Raw genomic sequence first — 24151 nt, forward strand, 5'->3', positions numbered from 1 at the left:
AAGAGATCATAATACCGTGATATGTAGGTCGACCAAGTTTTCGTCCTTAGATATTGTATCTTTGTAATGCTAAATGTTTTCCATGAAAACTGTTGTGATAAATGCTGAAGATGATAAAGTAGCCAAACTCCTTACCACTCTTGCCAAGAAAATGGGGCTTAGCTCTTATGTGCTGAATGACCAGAAAAAAGAAGAGATAGCCCTTTTCCGCGCTATAGATGAAGGGATGAAAGGCGAAAAACTACCCCTCACCTCCAGTTACGATATATTAGACAACTTACTTAGTTGATCATGCTTATTGAAGTTACATCCAGTTTCAATAAGGACATATCTAAGCTGCGTGACAGAAAATTGATCTTGGCAGTAAAAACCGCGTTACAGCAATTGGAATCAGCAAGTAGCCTGGCAGAGCTATCGAACCTAAAAAAGCTACAGGGCACATCCAATTACTACAGATTGCGCATACACGATCACCGAATGGGAATATATGTTGATAACAACAAGGTGACCATAGCGCGTTTTTTGCATAGGAAAGATATCTATCGCTATTTCCCATAGCTTTGAAAATGATCATCGGGCATACCACCGGAAAGCACCTATTCAAGCCTAGTTTGGCGAAGTCTGCCGACTTCGTCATAGCAGAGCGCGGTCTCCTGACCGCCGAATAATACATCATGCCCATCCTTCCATCCTTAGGTTCAATAATTATCGCATTGCCACATTGGCAGATCGCCCAATTTTCACATTGCCACCCTCACATTATCGCATTCCTTCACATTTTCGCATTTTCGCATTAATACCCCCATAACCCCTACCTTTGCGCCGCAAATAACACCCGAGCCTTGAGCCGCATCAACCGATTTCTGAGCAAGCGAGTAGAGAACCCAAAAGCAGAAATGAACTTCCTCGATCATATCGAGGAGCTCAGGTGGCATATACTGCGCTCGGCCGTGGCCATAGTACTGGGCGCCTGTATCGCCTTCTGGAAGGTAGAGTGGATCTTCGACCACATCATACTGGGCCCGGCCCACAAAGAGTTCATTTCCTACAAATGGTTCTGCGCCCTCGGCCGCATGCTGCATTCCGACTCGTTCTGCATGAACCAGATAAACATGAAGTTCCAGAACACTGCCGTTACAGGCCAGTTCATGATGAGCCTCTCCGTCTCTACCATGATAGGCTTTGTAGGTATGTTCCCCTATGTCCTCTGGGAGCTCTGGAAATTCATCAAGCCTGCCCTCCGTGCCACCGAGATCAAGATGGCGCGAGGCATCGTTTTCTGGTGCTCGCTGCTGTTCTTCATGGGCGTATGCTTCGCCTACTTCATCGTAGCCCCCTACACCATCAATTTCTTTGGCAATTACAGCCTCAGCCCCCTGTTCGAGAACATCATCACTATAGATAACTATTACGATACCATGAGCAACCTCATACTGGCCCTGGGCGCTGTTTTCCAGTTGCCTATGCTGGTATACTTCCTCTCGCGCATCGGCATCCTTACACCCGAGTTCCTCAGGGCGCGCCGCAGGTATGCGTTCCTCATACTGTTCATACTGGCCATGGTCATAGCTCCGCCCGATGTGTTCAGTTGCCTGCTTATCTTCGTGCCGCTTTACATACTTTTCGAAATATCTGTGGCCATCAGCGGCCGTGCCGTAAAAGCCCGCAAGCTGCGCGAAATTATGAAACAACAAAATGGTGATATATGAGCAACCTGATCTTCGATAAAAGCCTTCCCATAGCCATCGGCAGCGATCATGCCGGTTTTGAATACAAAGAGCAACTGCGCGCCATGCTGGCCGCCGACGGCTGGCAGGTGGTAGACAAGGGCACCTACGATATAGGCAGCACCGACTACCCCGACTATGCACACCCCGTAGCCGCAATGGTAGAGGATGGTCTGGCCACGGCAGGTATACTGGTATGCGGCAGCGGCAATGGCGTATGCATGACCGCCAACAAGCACCAGGGCATACGCGCAGCCCTCTGCTGGACAGAGGAACTGGCATCACTCGCCCGCCAGCACAACAATGCCAATGTACTATGCATCCCCTCGCGCTTTGTGCCCTACCGCACTGCCGAGCAGATGACGCATGTGTTCCTCACTACCGCCTTCGAGGGCGGCCGCCACGAAAAACGCGTGAACAAGATCTGATATCATATAAACTCGACCTCACCTCCCCGGATGGGGAGGCTGGGAGGGGCTGAACACATATCTACGGGCAGATCGTCGAATAGTGATATTGATCGTTCTCTTACCGAAACAAGAAAGGCACTGTATCGCTACAGTGCCTTTCTCTATTTTGAATGAGGTATCCTTACCGCAGGTCCACTACCTCTACACCGGGGTGCGCTTTTGCATCCCACGCGAAATGGCTATCGGGTATATCGGCGTTCTGGGTCACATTGCTTACCGTTATGGCATATTTGTTGCCATTCTTCTCCCAGTAGTTGCCACCCGCTATCATGCTGGCGCTCTTATCTACCATCAGTTCTATTTTGGCCAGTTGCTTGCTCTTGTCGTTGGGTACAAGCTCTATTATTTCGCAGTTCTTGCCGTTCTCCTTCCTTTCGCCCTTGTAGGTATATTTATATTCCTTGTCAAAGAAGCTGGGGGTGAACAGCTTGGCAGGAGACATGCTCTGCTGCGTAGGGTCGTACTTGGCCACCTGTACCTCTTTGGCATCCTTGTTATACGTCCACACGGTAACGTTATCGCTCATTATCTCCTGGCTGCCCATCGTCAGATGGTATTTCTGGCCCTTCAGCTCCACACTGCCCTTGCGGGTATCGGTCACATTGCCTCCCTTGCCGCCTGTCAGTTTCAGGGTAAAGGAAGCCTTCATTGTCTTCAGCGAACTTACCTTCTTGCTCACGGCATCCAGTATGCCTTTCGCCTTGGGGTCGTTCTGTGCCATTGCCGGGGTAGCTATGCACATTGCCAGCGCTATACCGGCAGTGATGAATTGTTTCATTTGAGTGGTTTTGAGTGAGTGTAGTACTAGCGGGCAAAAATATACAATAAAATGTGTGTGTTTTGTTAACTCTCCCTGCTAGTCCAGCGACTGCAGGAAGCCCTCCAGCTCGGCCTCTGTCTTGAAGTACACCTCGCGGGGCTTGCTGCCTACTGCCGGGCCTACTATGCCTGCGGCCTCCAGCTGGTCCATTATACGGCCTGCGCGGTTATACCCCAGGTTCAGCCTGCGCTGCAGGTTCGATGTAGAGCCCGACTGCATCTGCACCACCAGCCTGGCACAGTCTTCAAATAATTTGTCCCTGTTCGATAGGTCCACCTCCTTGGCGCCCTCGCCATCCTCGCCCTCATACTCAGGCAGCTCGAAGGCCGAGAGGTAGCCGCGCTGGCGGCCTATGAAGTTCACCACATCCTCTACCTCGGGCGTATCTACGAATGCGCACTGCAGGCGCAGCAGCTCGCTGCCGTAAGATATGAGCATGTCTCCGCGGCCTATCAGTTGTTCTGCGCCGCCCGTATCCAGTATGGTACGAGAATCCACCTTTGCCGATACCTTGAACGCTATACGCGCCGGAAAGTTGGCCTTTATGGTACCTGTTATCACATTCACCGACGGGCGCTGTGTGGCTATTATGAGGTGTATGCCTATGGCACGCGCCAGCTGCGCCAGGCGGGCTATGGGCATTTCCACCTCCTTGCCTGCGGTCATTATCAGGTCGGCGAATTCGTCTACCACCAGCACTATGAAGGGCAGGTACTTATGCCCACGCTCGGGGTTCAGCTTGCGGCTTATGAACTTCTCGTTGTATTCCTTTATGTTACGCGTACCGGCCTCTTTCAGCAGTTCGTAACGGTTGTCCATCTCTATACACAGCGCGTTCAGGGTGTTTATCACCTTCTTTGTATCGGTGATGATGGCCTCTTCCTCATTAGGCAGCTTGGCCAGGAAGTGTTTCTCTATCACCCTGTATATAGACAGCTCCACCTTCTTCGGGTCCACCATCACGAACTTCAGTTGCGACGGATGCTTCTTATACAGCAGCGATACCAGTATGGCATTTATACCCACCGATTTACCCTGGCCCGTAGCGCCCGCCATCAGCAGGTGCGGCATGGCCGCAAGGTCCACTATGTAGTTCTCGTTATCTATCTTCTTACCCAGCGCTATGGGCAGGCTCATCTTGTTGTTCACAAATTTGTCGCTGCCCAGCAGTGTACGCATAGACACTATCTGCTTGTTGGTATTGGGCACCTCTATGCCTATGGTGCCACGGCCCGGTATGGGCGCTATGATGCGTATGCCCAGTGCCGACAGGTTCAGGGCTATATCATCCTCCAGGTTGCGGATCTTCGATATACGCACCCCTTCGGCAGGCACTATCTCATACAGGGTCACGGTAGGGCCTACGGTGGCGCTGATGCGCTGTATCTCTATACCAAAGCTCCTCAGTGTCTGTATGATCTGTGTCTTGTTCTTCTCCAGTTCTTCCTTGTCCAGCGATATGGCCTCTGTCGCGCGGTCCTCCATCAGGTCCAGCGTGGGGAACCTGTAGTCCGGCAGGTCCAGCTCAGGCGCATAGGGCTCGTTGCTGGCTATCGATATATGCGACCCATGCGTTATAGCGGGCTGCTCTTCCTGCTGTATCACCTCGAAGGAGAATTCCGGCTCATCACCATTCCCCACAGCAGGTTCGGGCTCCAGTTCAGCCTCGGCCATGGGGCCACGGGCGGCCAGCGCTGCAGTCTCCTTCTCCTCCAGGTACTTCTGGTAGGCGAGGTATTCTTCGTTCTCTTCTTCCTGCGGCTCTTCTCCCGGCTCTTGTATATCATTCTCTTCAGGCGCCCCTTCATGCAGGGTTATCTCCCACTGCTTCTCTTCCACAGATGGCGCTGCGGCCTCTGCTACAGGCATGGTCGCCGCAGGTTCTGCCCCTGCAGGTACAGGTTCTGCTTCCTCTGCAGTCTGCTCCGGCTCATTGAACACCGGTGCAGGCCCCACCGATGCTGCCATTGCCGCAGCGCGTGCGCGCATACGATCCATAAATGGCCTTATATCCAGCGAGAAAATAACGAAGACAAAGAAGAGTATAGTGGCCAGCAACACCATGCCGGTACCGGCCGTACCAAGGAAACCATTCAGATAGGTGATGGCGCCACTGCCCAGCCGCCCGCCCAGCGGGAACGAGCTATGCGGGAAAAGATAGGTGAGCGTAGGCGCTACCAGTAGCAGCAATATAGATACCCAGCGTATGTAGCGCAGTGCGGGCAGCACCTTCGAGTCGTATACCACATGCAGGCCCAGGGCCGCTATGGCCATACCCACCACCAGCGATGCTATGCCGGCACCCTTGTATACAAGTATGTGCGATACGGCCGCACCGAACCTGCCTCCCCAGTTGGCCACAGGCTGCGCCGTACCATCCCACACAAAGCTCCACATGCTGCTGCTGCCAAAGAGCTTATCCTGGTCCGACATCCAGCTAAAGAAGTAACTGATGATGGAAAAACACATGAATACACCCGCCAGTATCAGGAAGATACCAACACCCAGGCGCACCTGCCTGCGACGCTCCAGCGCTGTCTGCGCCAGTTCATCGGGCTTGGGCGGTGGGGGTGGTACAGGTGGTGCTTTTTTGGTCTTGGTAGTTGTAGTAGCCATCGGTAGGATAATGTTGTAAAAATACAAGGAATACCAACGCAATGGGTCTATTTACTTCACCATCCATATTATATATTTCAGCACAGCGTCGCACGTTATATATTTCGCAGGTAGGCCGCCATTTTTTTGCGTTCTGCCGCTTTTCAGTTAATTTGTATGCACATATGTTCGCATGAACGATCTCAAACTTCCTTTTTACGTTCGCCTATCACTTTCGCTGCTCACCGTTGTACTGCTGTTCATTATACTGCGTGCGGCTGCAGGTATATTCATACCACTGCTTTTCGCCCTATTGGTGGCCATCATGCTGCTACCGCTCAACAATTTTTTCGAGACACGGCTGCGCCTGGGGCGCTCCGCATCGCCCCTGCTCTGTGTCACGCTGGCCATAGCTGTTATGGGCATATTCCTCTATTTCGTTTCCACACAGCTGGCCATCTTCCTGCAAGATATACCCGCCCTGCAGGTGCGCCTCACCGGCCTGTTCGATACCATACAGCTCTGGCTTTCCTCCAAGATGAAAGTATCGGCGGGGCAGCAGACGGAGTATATAGGCAAAACACTGGAGCGCGTTATGGAAATGATAGGCAGCTCTGCCAGCAACCTGCTGCTCTATGTGTCCGGCACATTGCTGCTGCTGGTCTTTGTGTTCCTTTTCACCTTCTTCATACTCTACTACCGCAGGCTGCTCATGCGTTTCCTGCTGGCACTCTTTGGCGAGCGCAACGGCGCGCAGGTACAAGAGGTGGTAATGGGTACCCGCAACATGATAAATGCCTACATAGTAGGCCTGGTGGTAGAGATGGTGCTGGTAGGGGTGTTCTCCTGCGCCCTGTTGCTGCTTATGAATGTGCATTATCCCTTCCTGCTGGGCATTATGGTGGCCATATTCAATGTCATACCCTATGTTGGGTTTTACAGTGCCATGGTCATCACCATGCTGGTCACCTTTGCCAATAGCAATATGAACATGGCGCTGCAGGCGGGCGGTGTACTATTTGCGCTGCACCTGGTAGATGCCAATGTGCTCTTTCCCCGCATCATGGGCCGCCGCATGCGGGTCAATCCCTTCGTTACCATAGTAGCGGTCATAATAGGCCAGTACCTGTGGGGTGTGCCGGGCATGTTCCTGTCGGTACCGGTAGCAGGCACCGTGAACCTGGTGTGCGAAAGCGTGGGCCGCTTCAAGGTATGGAGCATACTCATGGGCTCCGACGAGGGTTGACCAACGGAAAATATTTCATGTATTCTTCATATACCACTGCCTAAAAGTGAAGGAAAATTCTAAATATCTTCTTAAAACCGCCAAATAATGCCCCCATCCTTTGGTTTTAAAGGAAGTATTATCTAATTTGCATACAGATAAATTTCCGTGTAAAGATGAAAAAGGTATTTACCCTCTTATCGATAGTATGTGCAATGTTCGGTGCGAAGAACGCCGATGCACAGTCTTTCTCTAGCCAGCACGATACCGTTTGGGTGAACGTGCCGGGTACTTTCAATGCAGCCAACCACCTCAATAACCTCACCTCGGGCAATATAACTTACCGCTGGAGCGTAGTTGCTACCAACTGCCCTGCCGATTGGCTGGCTACCTTGGGCGTATGCGATAATGTAGGCTGCTATTCATCTACAGATATATGGCCTGCGTCTTCATCTACCGTTAAGACATCTGCGCCATATGCTCCCGGTCTGGGCGACTTCCATGTACAGGGCGACCTGAGCGCTGTGAGCACTCCCGGCCCTTACTATGTAAAGATATACATAGCCAACAAGGACGTATCGACAGATACCGCCGTACAGACGTACATCATCAGCAGGTCTGCTACCAGCACACCTTCAGTACCTAAGATCACGAACGAAGTAGCACTCTACCCCAACCCCGCTACATCTTCTGTGAACGTGGTATACGATGCCGCTACCGATGTGAAGAACATAGCCATCTACAGCATCATAGGCAAACAGATGAACATATACAGGCCAGTAGGCAACAGCGCCAATCTGAATATAGAGGCCCTGCCTGATGGCATCTACTTCCTGAGGTTACTCAATTCCCGCGGCGAGGTAGTAGCCACACGCAAGTTCACCAAGCAATAATATAGGTCACTTATCATACTGAAAGAGCTGCTCCACAAGGGCAGCTCTTTTATTGTGTGCCCGTGAAATATTCTTTGTTAACATGCGATATGGAAAAGATCGATTATCTTGCAATATAAAACCGGCCCTTATGAAGCATCTTTTACTTCTTTTTCTCACATATTCTCTTACCGCCGGCCTTGCAAAAGCGCAGTCTTTCTCTGTGGCACACGATACCGTAAGGCTCAATACCGGCGGGCATTATACTGCCTCCAACAATATCACGAACCATACCTCCGACAATATCACCATACAGTGGCAGGTAGCAGAGACCAACTTTCCCGCCGACTGGATGGAAAATACGGGCATATGCGATATCGCCTCCTGTTGGACATCGTCAGATATATGGCCTACCAAGATGAAGCAGGCCGTATACACTCCCGGCGAGGGCGACCTTCACCTGCAGGGCGATCTTTCTACCGTACTCTCCGATGGCCCCTACTACCTTCGTGTGTACCTGCGCAATAAAGACATACCTACCGATACCGCCATGCAGACCTACATCATCTCCCGCAGCTTTGCAGGCATAGCCGCGGCCAAGGGCTCTGCCGATGATCTGTTCACACTCTTCCCCAATCCCGCCACTACCACCCTCAATGTCATATTCAATGGGCTGGGAGGTGTGTCCAACATAGCCATCTACAGCATCATAGGCAAGCAGATGAGCATATACAAGGCCACCGATAATACCATCAATATAGAGCATATACCCTCCGGTATATACTTCGTGCGGCTGCTCAATGCACAGGGCTATGTCATAGCCACACAGCGCTTTACCAAACAGTGATCAACCGATAGCTAATATTCTCAAGCTGCCTATTAGGTGGCCTATTTTTTTGTGGGGCAGTGGCACCCATTTAGTTGTTTTATATGCAAATAAGTTCATAAATTACATATCAAATACCCGGTTTCCTTATGAAATGCTTACGTCATATACTGTTTGGCTTCCTGCTGTCGGCAGGGGCTATCGTTGCCCAGGCGCAGTCGTTCACAGTGGTGCATGATACCGTATGGCTCACCGCTACCACATGGCCTTCCGTGGCCACTGATACTATATACAATCCCTCATCGGCAGGTATAAACATACAATGGAAAGTAGTGGCCACCGATATGCCCACCTGCATGCAGGATATATCGGGCATGTGCGACCCCACCGCCTGCTACCAGATGAACACGCTATGGCCCTCTTCCGTACATACCAGCATGTACGGCCCCGGCAATGGCCTCATCACCCTCAATAGCGATGTCAACTCATGCCCGCCCGGCTGCTACTATGTTCGTGCCCGGCTCAATAATGCTGCTATACCTACCGATACAGGCTATGTCACCTTCATAGTATGCAAGCCTGCACCCTCTCGGGTAACGAGCACTACGCAGGCCCCAGAGATAGCCCTCTATCCCAACCCTGCCACTACAATGCTGACCATAGAATATGGCAGCGCCGATGTAAAGAACATAGCCATATACAACATCATAGGCAGGCAGGTAGGCATATACCCTGCCGGCGCCCACAGTGCCACTATAGGCGTAGAGCATGTGCCTGCAGGCATTTACTACGCACGCCTGCTCAATGGCCGGGGCGATGTAGTGGCCACCCGCAGGTTCACCCGGCAGTGATGCGTGTTATTTGCGCCCCTCTGCCGTTACTGTATTATTTTTCCTTAGTTCGCTCTCTATCGCATCCAGCCTGTCGCCCAGGCTTGCGCGTAGTTCCATGTTCTGCTTTTGCTGGTCGTTCAGTTGTGCTTTCAGGGCTGCTACCTCTTCACGCAGTTGCGCCACCTCTGCACTGCGGCGTTCCAGCGCCTGAATGGCTATCATGCTCACGCCCATCATATCGGCCTGGTTGATGGTGGTATCATTTCCTATCACACCATACGCATCCCTGCCAAAGGCCGCATAAAAATCCTGCGCCATAGGCCCGTAGTGGCGGTGATGTGCGGCATCTTGTCCCTTATAATTCCAGCTACCAAGGTCCCATTTCGCTATCTTTTTCAGGAATACCTCACCATCTGCCACACAGAATTTCTCCTTCTTCCTTCGGTCGCTTATCACGCTCCAGCTATTGTCCGAAGGCGCAAGCTGCGCACCCACTGTGGCCTCGGCATTGGTATACAGCTTATACCCGCCCGCAAAGCGCATCATCATCTGGTTATCGGTATCGTTCACTGTTGGGGTACCATAAGCGGCCTCACCACCTCCCAATATGAAGGAACTCACTCTACTATTCGTTGAAACGTACTCACCCATTGCGAATGAACGCGCACCACTGGCCTCTACCATACGAGCCCCGAATGCATAAGCACTATCGCCTGTAGCAGCGGTATACCAATCCGTACCTATAGCTACAGCGCTTCTGCCTGTTGCTTTCGCTCCTTGCATAGCTATGGCTCCCCACCCACTGGCAACACAATTTACCCCACCTATAGCAAAAGCCCTTTCACCCGTGGCCTGGGCTCCCCACCCAAGGGCATAAGCAGTTGCCCCGGTTGCTCGTCCTCCACTAGCGAACGAACCCAGACCACTGGCCTCACCTCCTGTAAACGCCACCGATCTTTCTCCACTGGCATCGCATGTGCTACCTATGGCCACAGCACCAACTCCACTGGCCATATTCGCCGACCACCCTGCGCCTGCCGCAAATGAGCCCCAACCGCTGGCATTAGAACCTGTACCTATAGCAATGGCATCACGCTCACTAGCATTCCCGCCGCCAATGGCAACAGCGTCTATTCCGCTGGCAATTGTCCCTGGAAAAGCGCCGATAGCAATAGCACTATTTCCGCTCGCATTGCCACCTCCAATGGCAGTAGAATTGTATCCCGATGCCGTGGATGGATTAGTACCCCACCCTATCCACCCACTTACTCCTATAGCTACTGCATTACTACCGCTGGCATTTCCGCCACTCATAGCAGTAGAATTTTCTCCACTCGCAGTGGAGTTATAACCCATAGCAGTTGCTATATCTCCACTAGCTATAGATCTGCTACCCATAGCAGTAGACGCAGTGCCGCTAGCAATTGTGATGTTACCCATAGCAGTAGAAAGATCGCCAATGGCAGCAGAACCATATCCCATAACAGTAGACCCGCCACCACTGGCAATGGTGCTTATACCCATTGCGGTAGCATGTTCTCCACTTGCATTGGTGGCATTACCTATTGCCACTGCTCCATCTCCACTTGCGTTACCGCTTCCTAATGCCACTGCGCTTATTCCACTGGCGGTAGCTGCTCCCCATGTAAGATCGCCTCCCATAGCGATAGCCCCCTCTCCGCTAGCCATTGCCGATACCCCATATTGCCCACCCATAGCCACAGCATAATTGCCAGTAGCATTTCCACCACCCATTGCGGTGGCATTTGTCCCGCCGGCCGTGGAGCGGTACCCCATAGCAGTAGCCCATGGTCCGCTGGCCGTAGAATACAAGCCCATAACAGTAGAATGCGACCCGCTGGCGATGTTAGTCCAGCCCAAAGCCAAGGCACCACCCCCGCTTGCAGTGCTTCCCCCTATCGCCATGGAATACCACTCGCTTGCGACCCCGCCCATTGCTGCAAAACTGGTTGGTGCGTTGGCGGTGGAAAACCATCCGATAGCTATAGAATTATCCCCACTTGCAGTACCACTTCCCATAGCCACAGCCCCTGATCCACTGGCTATCGATGCACCCATAATATTTCCCCCCATGGCAATAGCATCTTCTCCACTAGCTGTGGCCGGTGCCCAGGAGTTACCACCCATAGCCACAGCATTATTGCCGCTGGCAGTACCTCCGCTCATAGCAGTAGAATTTTCTCCACTCGCATTGGAGTAATACCCCATAGCAGTAGAAGAATGCCCGCTGGCAATAGAGCTCTGGCCCATAACGGTCGAGTATGTTCCACTAGCTATATTATACCATCCCATAGCCAGGGAAGGCCCCCCACTTGCAGTGCTTCCCCCTATAGCTATAGAATACCACTCGCTTGCAATACCACTCATTACCGCAAAACTGGTGGGTCCACTGGCAATAGAGTTGTATCCAATTGCAGTAGAATTATCCCCGCTCGCAGTACCGCTGCTTATAGCTACAGCGCCTACACCACTAGCGATGGTTGGCCCCCATATATTACTGCTTCCCATAGCAATACCACCCTCCCCACTAGCTGAGGCAGGAGTTCCATAATAACTCCCCATAGCCACAGCATTATTGCCACTCGCATACCCACCGGCCATAGCGGTAGCATTAGCGCCACTGGCCACACTATGCTCACCCAGTGCGGTAGTACCAAGTACATGCAGCTTGGCCCCTGGTGCGCTTGTACCTATGCCCACACGGCCAGAGTTGGCATTGTATATATCATCTCCGCTGGCAACCCAGTGGCTGTCGCCACCACCACCGCTCATGGCCACCCATAGGGCGCCATTGTAGTAGTAGAAACCCGCAGTACCATCTACCTGGTATACCAGCAGGCCGGTAGCGGGCGCTACTATGGCATCACGCTGTGCTTGTGTCATGCGGGGCGCCAGCATGCCGCGTGTGGCAGACCGCACATCCAGCATGGCACTTGGGTGGGCCGGCGCTCCGTCGGTACTCATGGCTATGCCCTGGGCATATGCATTATCTGCCACCAGCGCCACCATGGCAGTTATATACAGGTAAGAGCTTCTCATAAGGAATGTTTTTTGCAATATAACGATTTAAGCATTATTTCAACATCTCATATGTCCATAGGCCGTCTAAGGTCTATTACTTTTCCCCATGCACGCATACATGATGCATGGTGCGTAAATTTGCCGCTATGCACAAATATCTGGAGGGACTGAACGAGCAGCAGATGGCTGCTGTGTTGCATATGGATGGCCCATTGATGATAGTTGCCGGCGCAGGCAGCGGAAAGACCAAAGTACTCACATCGCGCATTGCACACCTCATCAATAGCGGTGTAGATGCGTTCAATATACTGGCGCTCACCTTTACCAACAAGGCCGCAGCCGAAATGAAGGAACGTGTAGAGCATGCCCTGGGCAATACCGAGGCTCGCAACCTGTACATAGGCACCTTTCACTCGGTGTTCGCACGCATACTGCGCGCCGATGCCAACAAATTGGGCTACCCCAACAACTTCACCATATACGATACCGATGATGCCAAAAGCATCATAAAAGAGACAGTAAAGAGCCTGAACCTGGACGACAAGCATTACAAGCCTGCCTACATATACAACCGCATATCTGCTGCCAAGAATGCCCTTGTAGGCTATGCTGCCTACAAACAGGATATGCAGATACAGCAAGAGGACAGCCGTAGCAACAGGCCCCTTATGGGCGACATCTACGAGGCATATGCCAAGAAGTGCTTCAAGAACGGCGCTATGGATTTCGACGATCTGCTGTTCAATATGTATGTGCTGCTCACACACTTTCCCGATGCGCTGGCAAAGTACCAGGGCCGCTTTCGCTACATACTCATAGACGAGTACCAGGATACCAATGTGGCGCAGTACGCCATCATGAAGATGCTGGCCGCACGCAACGAGAACATATGCGTGGTGGGCGATGATGCGCAGAGCATCTACTCCTTCCGCGGCGCTACGGTGCAGAACATATTGCAGTTCCAGAACGACTATGAGGATGCTGCTGTGATAAAGCTGGAACAGAACTACCGCAGCACACGCACCATACTGGAAGTGGCCAACAGCATAATAGGCAACAACAAGAACCAGATACCCAAGAACCTGTGGACCGACAAGACCGAGGGCGACAAGATACTGCTGGCACGCACCGCTACCGACAATGACGAGGGCCGCTTTGTGGCCGATGCCATAAAGGAGCAGATGATGCGCAACCACTATGCCAACAAGGACTTCGCAGTACTGTACCGTACCAATGCGCAGAGCCGCTCGTTCGAGGAAAGCCTGCGCCGCATGAACATCCCATACAAGCTGGTAGGTGGCACATCGTTCTACCAGCGCAAGGAAATAAAGGACTACCTGGCCTACCTGCGTGTAGTAGTGAACTCGCAGGATGAAGAGAACATCAAACGCATCATCAACTATCCCACACGCGGCATAGGCAAGACCACCATAGAGCGCATCATAGTACGCGCCGACGAGCTGAACACTACCTTCTGGGAAGTGATAGCCAACCCCGAGATAGACGGCCTGCGCTCATCGCAGACCAATGCCTTTGTTACTATGATACAGAGCTTCCGCACCATGCTGGAAAAGCAGAATGCCTACGAGGTGGCATTTGCCGTAGGCAAGCATACCGGCCTGGTAAAGGAACTGTACGACGATAAGAGCGTAGAAGGTGTGGCCCGCTACGAGAACGTGCAGGAGCTGCTGAACTCTATAAAGGAATTCACTGAGACACCCGATGAGGAAGGCGAGCTGCAGGATAAAAGCCTGGGCAGCTACCTGCAGCAGATAACCCTGCTCACCGATGCCGATCAGGACAAGGAAGAGGATGCCAATGCCGTGAAGCTGATGACCATACATGCTGCCAAGGGGCTGGAATTTCCCTGTGTCTTTGCCGTAGGGCTGGAGGAGAACCTGTTTCCCAGCGCCATGAGCATGTACGACCGCAACGACCTGGAAGAAGAACGCAGGCTCTTCTATGTAGCGGTGACACGCGCCAAGGAACGCTTGTGGATCACCTATGCCAACAGCCGCTATCGCTTTGGCAGCCTGGTGCAGAACGAACCCAGCCGCTTCATAAAAGAAGTACCCGCATCTTACATAGACACTACTTACACAGGTATAGGCAACAAAGGCCCCATAGGTGGCAACACCAGGGGTGGCGGCCTCTTCGGCGAGCAATCGTTCGATAAAGTACCATCACTGAAGAAGCTGGCCGATAAGCTTGCCGCGCCAAAGCCATCGACACACACACCTACCGCCGACTTTGCTGCCGATGATACCACCGACCTGCAGGTAGGCATGCAGGTAGAGCATCAGAAATTCGGCTTCGGCAAGGTGCTGACCCTTGAAGGCGGCACGCAGAACCGCATCGCAGCCATAGATTTCGGCACACATGGGGTGAAGAAGATAATGCTCAATTTCGCCAAGCTGCGTATAGTGAAATAGTAATTACTACCCGGCTACTATATCGGCCCATTGGGTATGCTGTTGTATATAAGCCGCTACCATAGGGCAATACACCCTTATGCGCAGCCCATGCGTGCGTGCATGTTCCAGCACATGCTTTATAAGGGCATCTCCCACACCGCTGTCCTTTGCAGCCGGTGGCACCGTGGTCTGCATCAGCAGCATATCGCCCTTTAGCCACCTGTATGTAAGGGTGGCCGGTATACCCTGCGGCATTGTCGCCTCAAAGCGGAATTCCCGCTTGTTGTTCACTATATCGTAGTGCTGTTGCATATACTTATGCGGCAAAGATACACAGCCTCGAAGGCCCCTCGCCGGCGCATCACAAAAAATATGTTGCTATCTGTGCGGTATTCCCTACTTTTGCATCCGCATAGGTGCCCGCTCTAACAGGCGAGCTTAAAAGGGAACCGGGTGAGAATCCCGGACATTTCCCGATGCTGTATGCTCCATTTTTTAAGCCTCTTGCGACCTGCAACAGCCACTGCCGAAAACACCGGTGATACCGGATGGGCGGGAAGGCAGCAAAGAGGTGGAGCGAGTCAGAAGACCTGCCTTTGCACCCCATATACGGGGACGAACTTATCGCTGCTTTCGGGACAAAAAGCACAGGTGAGAAAAAGGCAGGGCATACCCTGCACTTATCATATCTGGATCTGCCGCAAGCTGCATAAATGACCGTGTTTTTTTTAAACCAGTTCTATATGCGCAAATTTACATTAATGCTTTCCGCCCTTGCAATGGGCACCTCTGCCCTCAGGGCGCAAACAGTGGCTACCTTCGAGGCGCTATCCCTCGCACATGCCGACACCTTCTACACCAACTACACAGCATCGGGCACCGATGTAGGCTTTGCCAACGGTATGGCCTATTTCCCCTGCGTATACGATGCTGCCTGGGGCGGCATCTGGACATCCGGCTGGGCATACTCCAACATGACGGATAGTGTCACTAGTGGTTTCACCAACCAATATGCTGCAAAGGCCGGTATAGGCCATGCCGGATCGGAGAAATATGTAGTGGCCAACGCCTTTGGCGGTGTAAAGGTAAAGCTCACCGATGCTGCCATCGGGCACCCTGTAAAAGGCTGCCGCATCACCAATAGCACCTATGCCTACAACAGCATGAGGGATGGCGATGGCTTTGCCCGCAAGTTCCACAATGGCGACTGGTTCATGCTTGTGGCGAAGGGCTACTACCATGGTGTAAAGAAGACAGACAGCGTTGGCCTATACCTTGCCAACTTCCTTCAGCCCGACTCTAATGACAACTACATACTGCGTACCTGGGAATGGATGGACCTGGAACCACTGGGCAAGGTAGACAGTATAGAGTTCACCCTGGCCTCTACCGATGTAGGCTCCTTCGGCATGAACACACCTGCATACTTCTGCATGGACCACTTCACTACCTACGAAACATTCGATACCTCCACCCCTCCTCCCACATTCACCGCTGGCCATGAGGTCGCACAGACCATCAGGGTATATCCGCAGCCCGCCACCGACCGTCTCTTTATAGACCTGCCGGACAATGCCCCTGTGCACATGACCGTAGTAGGTATGGACGGCAAAGTAATACTGACCCTCGACAATGCTGCACCACACACCGAGATAAGCACCACATCGCTGCCTGCAGGCATGTACCTGCTGCAAATAACAGGCGATGGCCGCAAGGCTGCCATCCGCTTTGCAAAACAATAGTTCTTCCGGGTGCCCCGTGACGTATCTTTGCGCCACAGGGCACCCTATAATCAATAGCAATTCCAAATAGTACCATGAGAGCCTTATTATCTATAGCAGCTATAGCGCTGTGCAGTGCTGCACATGCACAGTTCGCACCGCAGGCCGGTGTAGCAGGCAGCACGGCCATACCATCTTCCAGCCCGTTGTTCGCAGGCTGGGCCACCTCGTGCACGGTGCAGCGTGGCTATATAGACATCGCCGACCCACCGGCAGGCCTTACCTCTCTGGGTGACCCGGCCAATGCCACAGGCATGTCCAACAGCTCTATAGTATCGCTGGGCGATAGCGGCGTGGCCACCCTCACCTTCAGCGGCCACCTGTACAATGGCAGTGGCCCCGACTTCGCTGTATTCGAGAACGGATTTGCCGACCCCGCCGACCCTTCTATGGCCTTCCTGGAGCTGGCCTTTGTAGAGGTGAGCTCTGATGGAGTGACCTTTTTCCGTTTCCCTGCCACCTCCAATACACCTGTAAGCCCACAGGTACCCGGATCGGGCGTATATATGGATGCCTCCAAAGTGCACAACCTGGCAGGCAAGTACATATCAGGCTATGGCACACCCTTCGACCTGCAGGACCTTGCAGGCACACCCGGCCTCGATGTGAACAATATCACCCACATACGCCTGGTAGATGTAGTAGGCTCGGTCAGCGGGCATTCCTCTACCGATAAAGAGGGCCAGGTCATCAACGACCCCTACCCTACCAACTTCCCATCGGGCGGCTTCGACCTCGATGCCGTGGGCGCCATCCACCTCATCAGTACCGGTATAGATATAGCAGGCCCTGCCTTGCAGGCCGCCATATTCCCCAACCCCGCTACCGACAAGGTCAATATCCGCATCGCACATGCCATGGGCAACACCCGGCTCACGCTCACTTCCACTACAGGGGCTGTGCTGCTACAGGCACCCATAACAGGCACTACCGCAGAGCTGAGCATAGCAAAATACCCCGCCGGTATATACTACCTTTCCATTTCTGACGATAACGGCAACACATGGACAGGCAAGCTGGCAAGATACTGATACTGCTGTACTTGCTGCTCTGCACAGCCTCCTGCGTAAAGGACAGACCCACACCGCGCGGCAACACCTATTCTGCCAAGGGCGATGTATACATTGTATGCGAGGGCAACTTCGGCACGGGCGATGCATCTCTTTATACCTACGACCCTGCTACAGACAGTGTGTACGGCGACCTGTACAGCGCCGCTAACGGGCAGCCGCTGGGAGATGTGTTCCAGAGCATGCTCCGCATGGGCGACAGCCTCTACCTCTGCATCAATAATTCTGACAAGATAGTGGTGCTGAACGCCACCGACCGCAAACTGGCAGGCACCATCAGCATACCCAAGCCGCGCTATATACTGCCCACGGGCAATGGCAAGGCATATGTATCTACCCTATACAGCCACAACATATACACCATAGACGTACACACCCTACAGGTGACAGGAACTATAGCCCTGCCCGACAGGAACCCCGAGGGTATGTGCCTGCACAATGGCAGCGTGGTAGTATGTCCGTGGGATACCTTGTGCAACAAGGTCTATCAACTGGATGCCGCTACAGGGCACATAACAAGGTCGGTGGCACTGCCGGGCTATTCGCCGCATGCTGTAGTAGTAGACAAAGACCAGATGCTGTGGGTGATGGCCGGTAATGTGACCAAAAAGCGCAGGGCCACCCTCAGTCGTATAGACCCATCTACAGGTACAGTGCTGAAGACCTATACATTCCCCGAGAAGACAGATCCTATAAAACCCATCTTCAATGCCACACGCGATACACTATACTTCATACAGGTAAAATATGACGGCAGCACTGCAGACAATGGTATATACCGCATGAGCATATACGATGCGGCGCTACCCGCTACTGCCTTTGTACAGGGCACCAAGTACCAGTACTACTGGGCGCTGGGTATAGAACCGGCCACAGGCCACATATATGTGGGCGACCCAAAGGGCTTTGTGCAAAAGGGCAATGTGACCGTATACCGGCCCGATGGCGCTCTTGTTACTACTTTCCTTACCGGGCTGGGGCCGGGTATGTTCTATTTCAAATAAGCAGCCTCCTCATTGCAGCAAAAAAACAGGGTACCTCTTGCGAGATACCCTATACAGATCGTTTACCGCCATTCATCACTTTCTTTTCATCACGGCCTCTATCTCCTCAGTGGTTATGGGTATGCCTTTGAAGAGGTCTATGTTACCGCTCTTGGTCATCCAAATATTGTTCTCTATGCGTATGCCCATCTGCTCCTCCTCTACATATATACCCGGCTCTATGGTAAAGAGCATGCCCTCTTTTACGGCATCGGTATAGGAGCCCACGTCGTGTACCACCAGGCCCAGGTGATGCGATACCCCATGGTAGAAATACTTGCGGAAGGCAGGGTCGGCGGGGTCTTGGTTCTTTATATCGCTCTTGGTGATGAGGCCTATCTTCAGCAGTTGCTTCTCCATCTCGGCATTGATGCTCTTTACATAGTCGGGGAAGAGTATGCCCGGCTTCAGTATGCTCTTGCCATGGTTGTGTACGGCCAGGCAGGCATCGTATACTTCCTTCTGCCTCTTGGTGAATTTTCCGTTCACAGGTATGGTACGCGTCAGGTCGGCATTGTAGTTGCCATACTCTGCGCCAAAGTCCATCAGCAGCAGCTCGCCGTCCTTGCACTCCTGGTTGTTCTCCTCATAGTGCAGGGTACGCGCCCTGTCGCCCGATGCTATGATGCAGCCATAGGCATGGCCCGTGGCCCTGTTGCGCAGGAACTCGTGCGTTATCTCGGCCTCTATCTCATACTCCATCACACCCGGCTCCACGAATTTCAGCACCCGGTCGAACGCTTTTGCCGTTATGGCTATGGCCTGCTTCGTTACTTCTATCTCTTCCTTGGTCTTCACTGCGCGCAGCTCCTTCATTATACGCGCCGCGCGGTCGTAGTTGTGCGCGGGATATTTCTTCATCAGGTCGTGTACAAAGGCCAGGTCGGTGCGGGGTAGTTCCACATCCAGCCTGTTGTGCTCGTTGGTGTTCACATACACCACATCGGCGCTGTTCATCATCACCTGCAGCATGGTATCAAAACCATCCAGCCACTGCACATTGCTTATACCCGATATGGCCGTGGCCTCATGCTTGCGCAGCTTGTGACCCACCCATTTTTCCAGCATATCGTTGGGCCGCAGCAGTACCAGTACCTCGCGCATGTTCTTATCGGGGTTGTCGGGGTATAGCACCACTATCGTCTTTTCCTGCACTATGCCCGATAGCCACATCACATCGGCATCGGGCTTGTAGCCATACACGCCATCGCCGCTTTTGGGAAAGGTAGGGCTGGCCGGGAAGATGGCCACAGAATTGGGCTTCATTTTTTTGATGTACCGCTGCCTGTTCTGCTCGTATAGTTTGGATGGTATGGGTGTGTATTTCATTGAAAGACCATTTTATGGCTGTGAAGTTAATTCGACAATTCGACAATTCGTGCAAAGGGGTATTTGAGGGGGGATGCGAACAAAAAAGCCGCGCATCTCATACCTCCCGGCCGGCAAGTTTTAGGGCGGTATTCGGGCAAATGGCGTAGGTTTGTAGCCATTAGTAGTACATGTTGCTGAAGAGATCGCTGTTTTCCCTTTTACTGATGGGGTGCGCATATGGCAGCTCTGCCCAGGTGGACAGGACCGCCACGCAGCCGCGCATCCTCCTGCTGCTCGATAGGTCGAGCAGTATGACCCTGCCATGGGAGGGCAACCGCATCAAAACGAAGGTGGCCGATGAGCTCATCCTCCGCCTGATGGACAGCGTGTACCGGGTGAATAGCGATGTGGAGTTCTCCCTGCGTGTTTTCGGGCACCAGTCTACCGTGCAGGAGAACGACTGCCATGACACCCGCAACGAGGTACCCTTTGCCAAGGACAATAAGCTGCAGATGGAATACCGGCTGGACGATATAAAGCCGCTCGGTGTCACCTCTATAGCCTATGCCCTGCAGCAGGCCGCCGAGTACGACCTCATAGATGTGAACCGCAACGCCTATAGCATCATCCTCATTACCGATGGGGGCGAAAGCTGCGGTGGCGATATATGCGCCGTCATGAAGAAGCTGGCCGAAAGCAAGGTGTTCTTCAGGCCCTACATCATCAACCTCGAGAGCAGTGCCTCCGTACGCGCGTCCTACACCTGCATGGGCGACTACCTGGAGGTGACCAGGGGCAGCGACATACCCACGGCCGTGAGCACCATAGTAAGGGCTTTCCGCCCCGTTATAAATGTAAATACCAAAGAGTACACCAGTATAAAGGAAGTGGCCGCAAAGTCGCCCACGGTAATGGGTGTGACCATACCTACAGTAAAGGTCTCAGACACCGTGAAGACGGTGGTCACCATGCCGGTACCTGCACCACCTCCGCCACCTGCACCTAAGAGACCCACGCCCGAGGTCATAAATAGCCTGCCGGTCTCCGGCATGGCCATGGTCAGGATATATGCGCCCACGCCCGTGCTCACCGCCGCCAGAAAGGTAGCACCCTACAAGGCCGTAGTGACCGAGGAAGCGCCGCCACCACCGCCTGCGCCAGAGCCCAGGCCGGTAGTGAATGTGGATAAGGTAGCACCTGCCGGTATAGTAACTATAAAGATGCCGCTGGTAACACCCGCAGGCGCACGCCTCACGCGCGTAAGCCCCTATGTGGCCGTGGTACCCGACGAGCCCTGGCAGCGCCCCGCACTGCAGGCGATAGACCGCCTGGCAGGTGGCAAAGCCGGCGCCATGACCATGGACCGTCCCCGCCAGCCCATTGCAAAGGAAAGGGCAGTGGCGCCATACAAGCCACTCATAGTAGAGGAACTGCCGCAGTTGCCGCCGCCCGAGAAGATAGCCAGGGTAGTACCCATGCCTGCCAAGCGAATAATGACCTTCATACTGCTGGAGAATGGTACAGAATCGCGCCTGCGCAGCAAGATACCACCACTGCCCCCGCTGAAGTTCGATGCCGAGCCACCGGTAGCCGTAAAGCCCGTTACACCCACTAAGCCGGCCGTACCTGTGAAGCCCGGCCCAAAACTGCCCGAGCCTAAGATAGCCGAATACACCATAGAGAAAGAAGATGCCGAAAAGACCACGGTAGAGGTATACTTCACCAATGGTCATGGCAAGTTCTTCCCCACTACGCCGCAGGTGCTTATACTGGAGCCCGGTACCGATAAGATGGTGAAACGTTTCTACCGCACGGTAGATGCCGATGGCAACCCCGACCCGCAGGAGGGCATACCGCCCGGCACCTACAAGCTCGCCTTCTCCGAAACGCGCAGCCTGGTGGTGAACAATGTAGTGATAGAGCCCAACAAGCGAAACAAGGTGATAGTGACGGTGAAGAAGGCCAGTCTCAGCTTCGAGTATGGCGGCAACCTGGGCAGGCCAGTGAAGGAATTCGAGGCCGTGGTAATAGAGCGCAACAAGGTAGAGGGTGGCTCTCTGTAGTAAGGCAGAAGTGTACCGAGAAGCTGGAGTATGAGCCCGGCAACTACCATATCGAGATCAACACCTTTCCTATGGACAGGCGCAATATAGACCTCGACTTCAACGAGAAGGTGATCACTATATTGCAGCCCGGCTTTGCCAAATTCGTGGCAGAAGAAGGCATGAATAGTGTGACCCTGTACCAGCGCCTGGCCGACAAGTATATGTCTTTCTTCACCCTGCGCCTTGCAGACCCCGTGGCGCAGCACCTGCAGATACAGCCCGGCGAATACCAGGCCCATTATCACAAGGCCGGTGGCGGCCCCGGCGGGCAGGAAAAAGTTGTGCCCTTTGTCATAAAGGCTACGGAAGAGACGGTAATAGAGCTTAAGTAATGTTCGGCATCACCCGGCATCATACACATTTCAATAAATAATACCACTACCCATATGCATACCATCCATACCCATGTCATCAACTCAGCCGCGCCCGAATATGCCGAGGTCTTTGCGCTGAGGGAAGAGATATTGCGCAGGCCGCTGGGCATGTCTCTGCACAACGAAGACCTCTCGCGCGATCATACCGATGATATAATGGTAGGCAAGGCCGATGGCCGTGTCATAGCCTGCCTCATGCTGCATCACCTCGATGACGGGCAGGTGCAGCTTCGCCAGATGGCCGTCTACAACGAATGGCAGGGCAAGGGTATAGGTCGCCAGTTGGTGGCTGCCGCCGAAAGGTATGCCGCCGGCAAAGGCTACAGCACAATGGTGCTGCATGCCCGCGAGGTGGCCATGGGCTTCTACCGCAGTATGGGCTACCGGCAGGTAGGCGATATGTACCACGAGGTAGGCATACCGCACTATACCATGGAGAAAGACCTACACGCATCAGCATAAAAATATAAAGGAGCCCATGGGCTCCTTTATATTTTTATAATAGTTCATTTGCATACGGTCCATCACCCTCTCCTTCGGAGAGGGACGGGGAGAGGCCCCTAATAAAGCCTCCAGCGTATGCCCAGTGTCTGCGGGAAGTGCATAAGGCGGTAGTGCGATATAGGCGCTGCCCAATGGTCGCCGGTGGTATGCACATCCACATAGCGCAGTGCCAGCTCGGCATTCACACCAAAGCGCGGGGTGATGTAGTAGATGAAGCCCGTCTGCAGGCCCAGCGTATAGCCCATGCCCGATCCATAGTTCACACCATTCGTATACCGTACGCTGGAATCGGTGGCAAGCACGCCATACGAGCGCGAACCATCGTTCACAGTGTTCACCATACCCGCCTGTGCGCCAAAGTATAGGTTGGCACGGTTGAAGGTGGTGAACTGCGAGTAGAAGGGTATCACATAGTTCATCTGTACCGATGAGGTAATGGCGTGGTCGGCTATCAGGAATTTTACCTTGTAGGGGTTCAGCGGCTTGCCATAGCGGTCGTCCATCTGCCATTCTCCAAAGCTCTCCCAACGGCGGTTGCCTATGTCCACAGACATCATCCAGTGCCAGTTGAAATAATAGCTGGCCCGCAGCGAATAATCCTTCGATACGTTGGTGCTGTTGCCGCTGTAAACTGCAGGTGGGCCGTCGGGCCTTGTAATGGTACTATAGCCGCCATTCACGCCTATCTCCCAGCGGTATACCGGGGGTAGGTTCTGCGCGAATGCACCGCCCGCAAAAGCCACATATATGGCTGCGGTAAGCAGGAATGACCTCATACTATGAGCTACGGTTTTATAAATTAAGTATCAAATCTAAGCAATTTTTTTTGCTGTCAAAGCAATTCCGGGCAACAATGTGCCGATAGCGGCAAATGAGCCCTCGCTCCGCCACCGGGGATCACAGCGGCAGCACAGGCAGGCAGCACATCTCCACAGCTTCTTATTCCATGCCCAAAGGAGCGAAGATCACCCCAAAAAAGTCCCTCTTCTTATGCTACTTTTTTGTTGTTAAATACCTTTATAAAAACTATCTTTGTAAGGCTGAATATCCGGTCATATGGCCGGATATTGTTACATATTAAGACCGTTCGGGGAACGCACTAGCACGCTCTCCAACGGCACAGATACACATTAGAAGAT

General features: G+C 53.1%; 21 protein-coding genes and 1 riboswitch. Of the genes, 15 read left to right on the top strand and 6 right to left on the bottom strand.

Features of this window, described 5'->3' with window-relative positions; translation table 11 throughout:
• Positions 1–82 precede the first annotated feature (82 nt).
• The 4 genes from ABD843_RS04850 to rpiB all read left to right on the top strand — a co-directional run bounded on the left by ABD843_RS04850 (position 83) and on the right by rpiB (position 2155).
• Complete coding sequence (locus ABD843_RS04850; RefSeq protein ID WP_345079356.1) at positions 83–289, top strand: hypothetical protein; 207 nt, start codon at positions 83–85, stop codon at positions 287–289.
• Between the two features lie 2 nt (positions 290–291).
• Complete coding sequence (locus ABD843_RS16365) at positions 292–558, top strand: type II toxin-antitoxin system RelE family toxin (RefSeq protein WP_425575665.1); 267 nt, start codon at positions 292–294, stop codon at positions 556–558.
• Between the two features lie 284 nt (positions 559–842).
• Positions 843–1709 (top strand): twin-arginine translocase subunit TatC, encoded by an 867-nt coding sequence (tatC, locus tag ABD843_RS04855; protein WP_345079359.1) that lies wholly within the window; start codon positions 843–845, stop codon positions 1707–1709.
• Positions 1706–2155, top strand: coding sequence for a ribose 5-phosphate isomerase B (gene rpiB, locus ABD843_RS04860; protein WP_345079362.1), 450 nt, complete (start codon positions 1706–1708; stop codon positions 2153–2155). Before tatC ends, rpiB begins: the two co-directional genes overlap by 4 nt.
• 163 nt (positions 2156–2318) lie before the next feature.
• Here the strand turns inward: rpiB and lolA1 are convergent, their stop codons facing one another.
• Positions 2319–2975 (bottom strand): outer membrane lipoprotein periplasmic chaperone LolA1, encoded by a 657-nt coding sequence (lolA1, locus tag ABD843_RS04865; protein WP_345079365.1) that lies wholly within the window; start codon positions 2973–2975, stop codon positions 2319–2321.
• Positions 2976–3053: 78 nt separating this feature from the next.
• Entirely contained in the window at positions 3054–5633 is a 2580-nt protein-coding gene (locus ABD843_RS04870; RefSeq protein WP_345079368.1) for an FtsK/SpoIIIE family DNA translocase, read from the bottom strand.
• Positions 5634–5805: 172 nt separating this feature from the next.
• On the opposite strand from ABD843_RS04870, the gene ABD843_RS04875 reads away from it, so the two are divergent.
• The 4 genes from ABD843_RS04875 to ABD843_RS04890 all read left to right on the top strand — a co-directional run bounded on the left by ABD843_RS04875 (position 5806) and on the right by ABD843_RS04890 (position 9386).
• Positions 5806–6858: an AI-2E family transporter gene (locus tag ABD843_RS04875; RefSeq protein WP_345079371.1), complete on the top strand. Its 1053-nt coding sequence runs from the start codon at positions 5806–5808 to the stop codon at positions 6856–6858.
• A 155-nt stretch (positions 6859–7013) separates the two neighbouring features.
• On the top strand, positions 7014–7730 hold the full coding sequence (locus ABD843_RS04880) for a T9SS type A sorting domain-containing protein (RefSeq protein ID WP_345079374.1): 717 nt from the start codon (positions 7014–7016) through the stop codon (positions 7728–7730).
• Positions 7731–7860: 130 nt separating this feature from the next.
• Entirely contained in the window at positions 7861–8556 is a 696-nt protein-coding gene (locus ABD843_RS04885; protein WP_345079377.1) for a T9SS type A sorting domain-containing protein, read from the top strand.
• A gap of 128 nt (positions 8557–8684) precedes the next feature.
• Complete coding sequence (locus ABD843_RS04890; protein ID WP_345079379.1) at positions 8685–9386, top strand: T9SS type A sorting domain-containing protein; 702 nt, start codon at positions 8685–8687, stop codon at positions 9384–9386.
• Between the two features lie 6 nt (positions 9387–9392).
• On the opposite strand, the gene ABD843_RS04895 is transcribed toward ABD843_RS04890, so the two are convergent.
• On the bottom strand, positions 9393–12428 hold the full coding sequence (locus ABD843_RS04895) for a tail fiber domain-containing protein (RefSeq protein WP_345079382.1): 3036 nt from the start codon (positions 12426–12428) through the stop codon (positions 9393–9395).
• 128 nt (positions 12429–12556) lie between these two features.
• Between ABD843_RS04895 and ABD843_RS04900 the strand changes: the two genes are divergently transcribed.
• Positions 12557–14842: an ATP-dependent helicase gene (locus ABD843_RS04900; protein ID WP_345079385.1), complete on the top strand. Its 2286-nt coding sequence runs from the start codon at positions 12557–12559 to the stop codon at positions 14840–14842.
• A 6-nt stretch (positions 14843–14848) separates the two neighbouring features.
• Here ABD843_RS04900 and ABD843_RS04905 read toward each other — a convergent pair whose 3' ends face one another.
• Positions 14849–15136, bottom strand: coding sequence for a GNAT family N-acetyltransferase (locus tag ABD843_RS04905; RefSeq protein WP_345079388.1), 288 nt, complete (start codon positions 15134–15136; stop codon positions 14849–14851).
• A gap of 85 nt (positions 15137–15221) precedes the next feature.
• A riboswitch (cobalamin riboswitch) is annotated at positions 15222–15436 on the top strand.
• A gap of 149 nt (positions 15437–15585) precedes the next feature.
• Between ABD843_RS04905 and ABD843_RS04910 the strand changes: the two genes are divergently transcribed.
• From ABD843_RS04910 to ABD843_RS04920, 3 genes are all read left to right on the top strand, one after another.
• Positions 15586–16566 carry a DUF4465 domain-containing protein gene (locus ABD843_RS04910; RefSeq protein ID WP_345079391.1) on the top strand — a complete coding sequence of 327 codons (981 nt, stop codon included), beginning with the start codon at positions 15586–15588 and terminating at the stop codon, positions 16564–16566.
• Between the two features lie 74 nt (positions 16567–16640).
• Complete coding sequence (locus ABD843_RS04915) at positions 16641–17636, top strand: T9SS type A sorting domain-containing protein (protein WP_345079394.1); 996 nt, start codon at positions 16641–16643, stop codon at positions 17634–17636.
• A complete protein-coding gene (locus tag ABD843_RS04920; RefSeq protein ID WP_345079396.1) occupies positions 17609–18679 on the top strand; it encodes a DUF5074 domain-containing protein in 1071 nt (356 codons plus the stop codon). Before ABD843_RS04915 ends, ABD843_RS04920 begins: the two co-directional genes overlap by 28 nt.
• A gap of 75 nt (positions 18680–18754) precedes the next feature.
• Here the strand turns inward: ABD843_RS04920 and ABD843_RS04925 are convergent, their stop codons facing one another.
• Positions 18755–20047, bottom strand: a complete 1293-nt coding sequence (locus ABD843_RS04925; protein WP_345079398.1) for an aminopeptidase P N-terminal domain-containing protein — start codon at positions 20045–20047, stop codon at positions 18755–18757.
• Positions 20048–20217: 170 nt separating this feature from the next.
• On the opposite strand from ABD843_RS04925, the gene ABD843_RS04930 reads away from it, so the two are divergent.
• From ABD843_RS04930 to ABD843_RS04940, 3 genes are all read left to right on the top strand, one after another.
• Positions 20218–22092, top strand: a complete 1875-nt coding sequence (locus ABD843_RS04930; protein WP_345079400.1) for a vWA domain-containing protein — start codon at positions 20218–20220, stop codon at positions 22090–22092.
• A 71-nt stretch (positions 22093–22163) separates the two neighbouring features.
• Positions 22164–22466: a hypothetical protein gene (locus ABD843_RS04935; protein ID WP_345079402.1), complete on the top strand. Its 303-nt coding sequence runs from the start codon at positions 22164–22166 to the stop codon at positions 22464–22466.
• A gap of 54 nt (positions 22467–22520) precedes the next feature.
• The gene (locus ABD843_RS04940) at positions 22521–22970 is read left to right on the top strand and encodes a GNAT family N-acetyltransferase (protein ID WP_345079404.1); all 450 of its coding nucleotides are present in this window, start codon (positions 22521–22523) and stop codon (positions 22968–22970) included.
• A 98-nt stretch (positions 22971–23068) separates the two neighbouring features.
• On the opposite strand, the gene ABD843_RS04945 is transcribed toward ABD843_RS04940, so the two are convergent.
• Positions 23069–23788: a hypothetical protein gene (locus tag ABD843_RS04945; protein WP_345079406.1), complete on the bottom strand. Its 720-nt coding sequence runs from the start codon at positions 23786–23788 to the stop codon at positions 23069–23071.
• Positions 23789–24151: the final 363 nt, after the last annotated feature.

It is taken from the genome of Nemorincola caseinilytica (assembly GCF_039540515.1).
In the GTDB taxonomy this organism is placed as follows: domain Bacteria; phylum Bacteroidota; class Bacteroidia; order Chitinophagales; family Chitinophagaceae; genus Nemorincola; species Nemorincola caseinilytica.

Coding starts and splice junctions, on each gene's coding strand:
- ABD843_RS04895 (WP_345079382.1), bottom strand. CDS start 12,428: ATGAGAAGCTCTTACCTGTATATAACTGCCATGGTGGCGCTGGTGGCA.
- ABD843_RS04890 (WP_345079379.1), top strand. CDS start 8,685: ATGAAATGCTTACGTCATATACTGTTTGGCTTCCTGCTGTCGGCAGGG.
- ABD843_RS04910 (WP_345079391.1), top strand. CDS start 15,586: ATGCTTTCCGCCCTTGCAATGGGCACCTCTGCCCTCAGGGCGCAAACA.
- ABD843_RS04945 (WP_345079406.1), bottom strand. CDS start 23,788: ATGAGGTCATTCCTGCTTACCGCAGCCATATATGTGGCTTTTGCGGGC.
- ABD843_RS04870 (WP_345079368.1), bottom strand. CDS start 5,633: ATGGCTACTACAACTACCAAGACCAAAAAAGCACCACCTGTACCACCC.
- ABD843_RS04925 (WP_345079398.1), bottom strand. CDS start 20,047: ATGAAATACACACCCATACCATCCAAACTATACGAGCAGAACAGGCAG.
- rpiB (WP_345079362.1), top strand. CDS start 1,706: ATGAGCAACCTGATCTTCGATAAAAGCCTTCCCATAGCCATCGGCAGC.
- ABD843_RS04930 (WP_345079400.1), top strand. CDS start 20,218: ATGTTGCTGAAGAGATCGCTGTTTTCCCTTTTACTGATGGGGTGCGCA.
- ABD843_RS04850 (WP_345079356.1), top strand. CDS start 83: ATGAAAACTGTTGTGATAAATGCTGAAGATGATAAAGTAGCCAAACTC.
- ABD843_RS04880 (WP_345079374.1), top strand. CDS start 7,014: ATGAAAAAGGTATTTACCCTCTTATCGATAGTATGTGCAATGTTCGGT.
- ABD843_RS04875 (WP_345079371.1), top strand. CDS start 5,806: ATGAACGATCTCAAACTTCCTTTTTACGTTCGCCTATCACTTTCGCTG.
- ABD843_RS04900 (WP_345079385.1), top strand. CDS start 12,557: ATGCACAAATATCTGGAGGGACTGAACGAGCAGCAGATGGCTGCTGTG.
- lolA1 (WP_345079365.1), bottom strand. CDS start 2,975: ATGAAACAATTCATCACTGCCGGTATAGCGCTGGCAATGTGCATAGCT.
- ABD843_RS04915 (WP_345079394.1), top strand. CDS start 16,641: ATGAGAGCCTTATTATCTATAGCAGCTATAGCGCTGTGCAGTGCTGCA.
- ABD843_RS16365 (WP_425575665.1), top strand. CDS start 292: ATGCTTATTGAAGTTACATCCAGTTTCAATAAGGACATATCTAAGCTG.
- ABD843_RS04935 (WP_345079402.1), top strand. CDS start 22,164: ATGGACAGGCGCAATATAGACCTCGACTTCAACGAGAAGGTGATCACT.
- ABD843_RS04905 (WP_345079388.1), bottom strand. CDS start 15,136: ATGCAACAGCACTACGATATAGTGAACAACAAGCGGGAATTCCGCTTT.
- ABD843_RS04940 (WP_345079404.1), top strand. CDS start 22,521: ATGCATACCATCCATACCCATGTCATCAACTCAGCCGCGCCCGAATAT.
- ABD843_RS04885 (WP_345079377.1), top strand. CDS start 7,861: ATGAAGCATCTTTTACTTCTTTTTCTCACATATTCTCTTACCGCCGGC.
- ABD843_RS04920 (WP_345079396.1), top strand. CDS start 17,609: ATGGACAGGCAAGCTGGCAAGATACTGATACTGCTGTACTTGCTGCTC.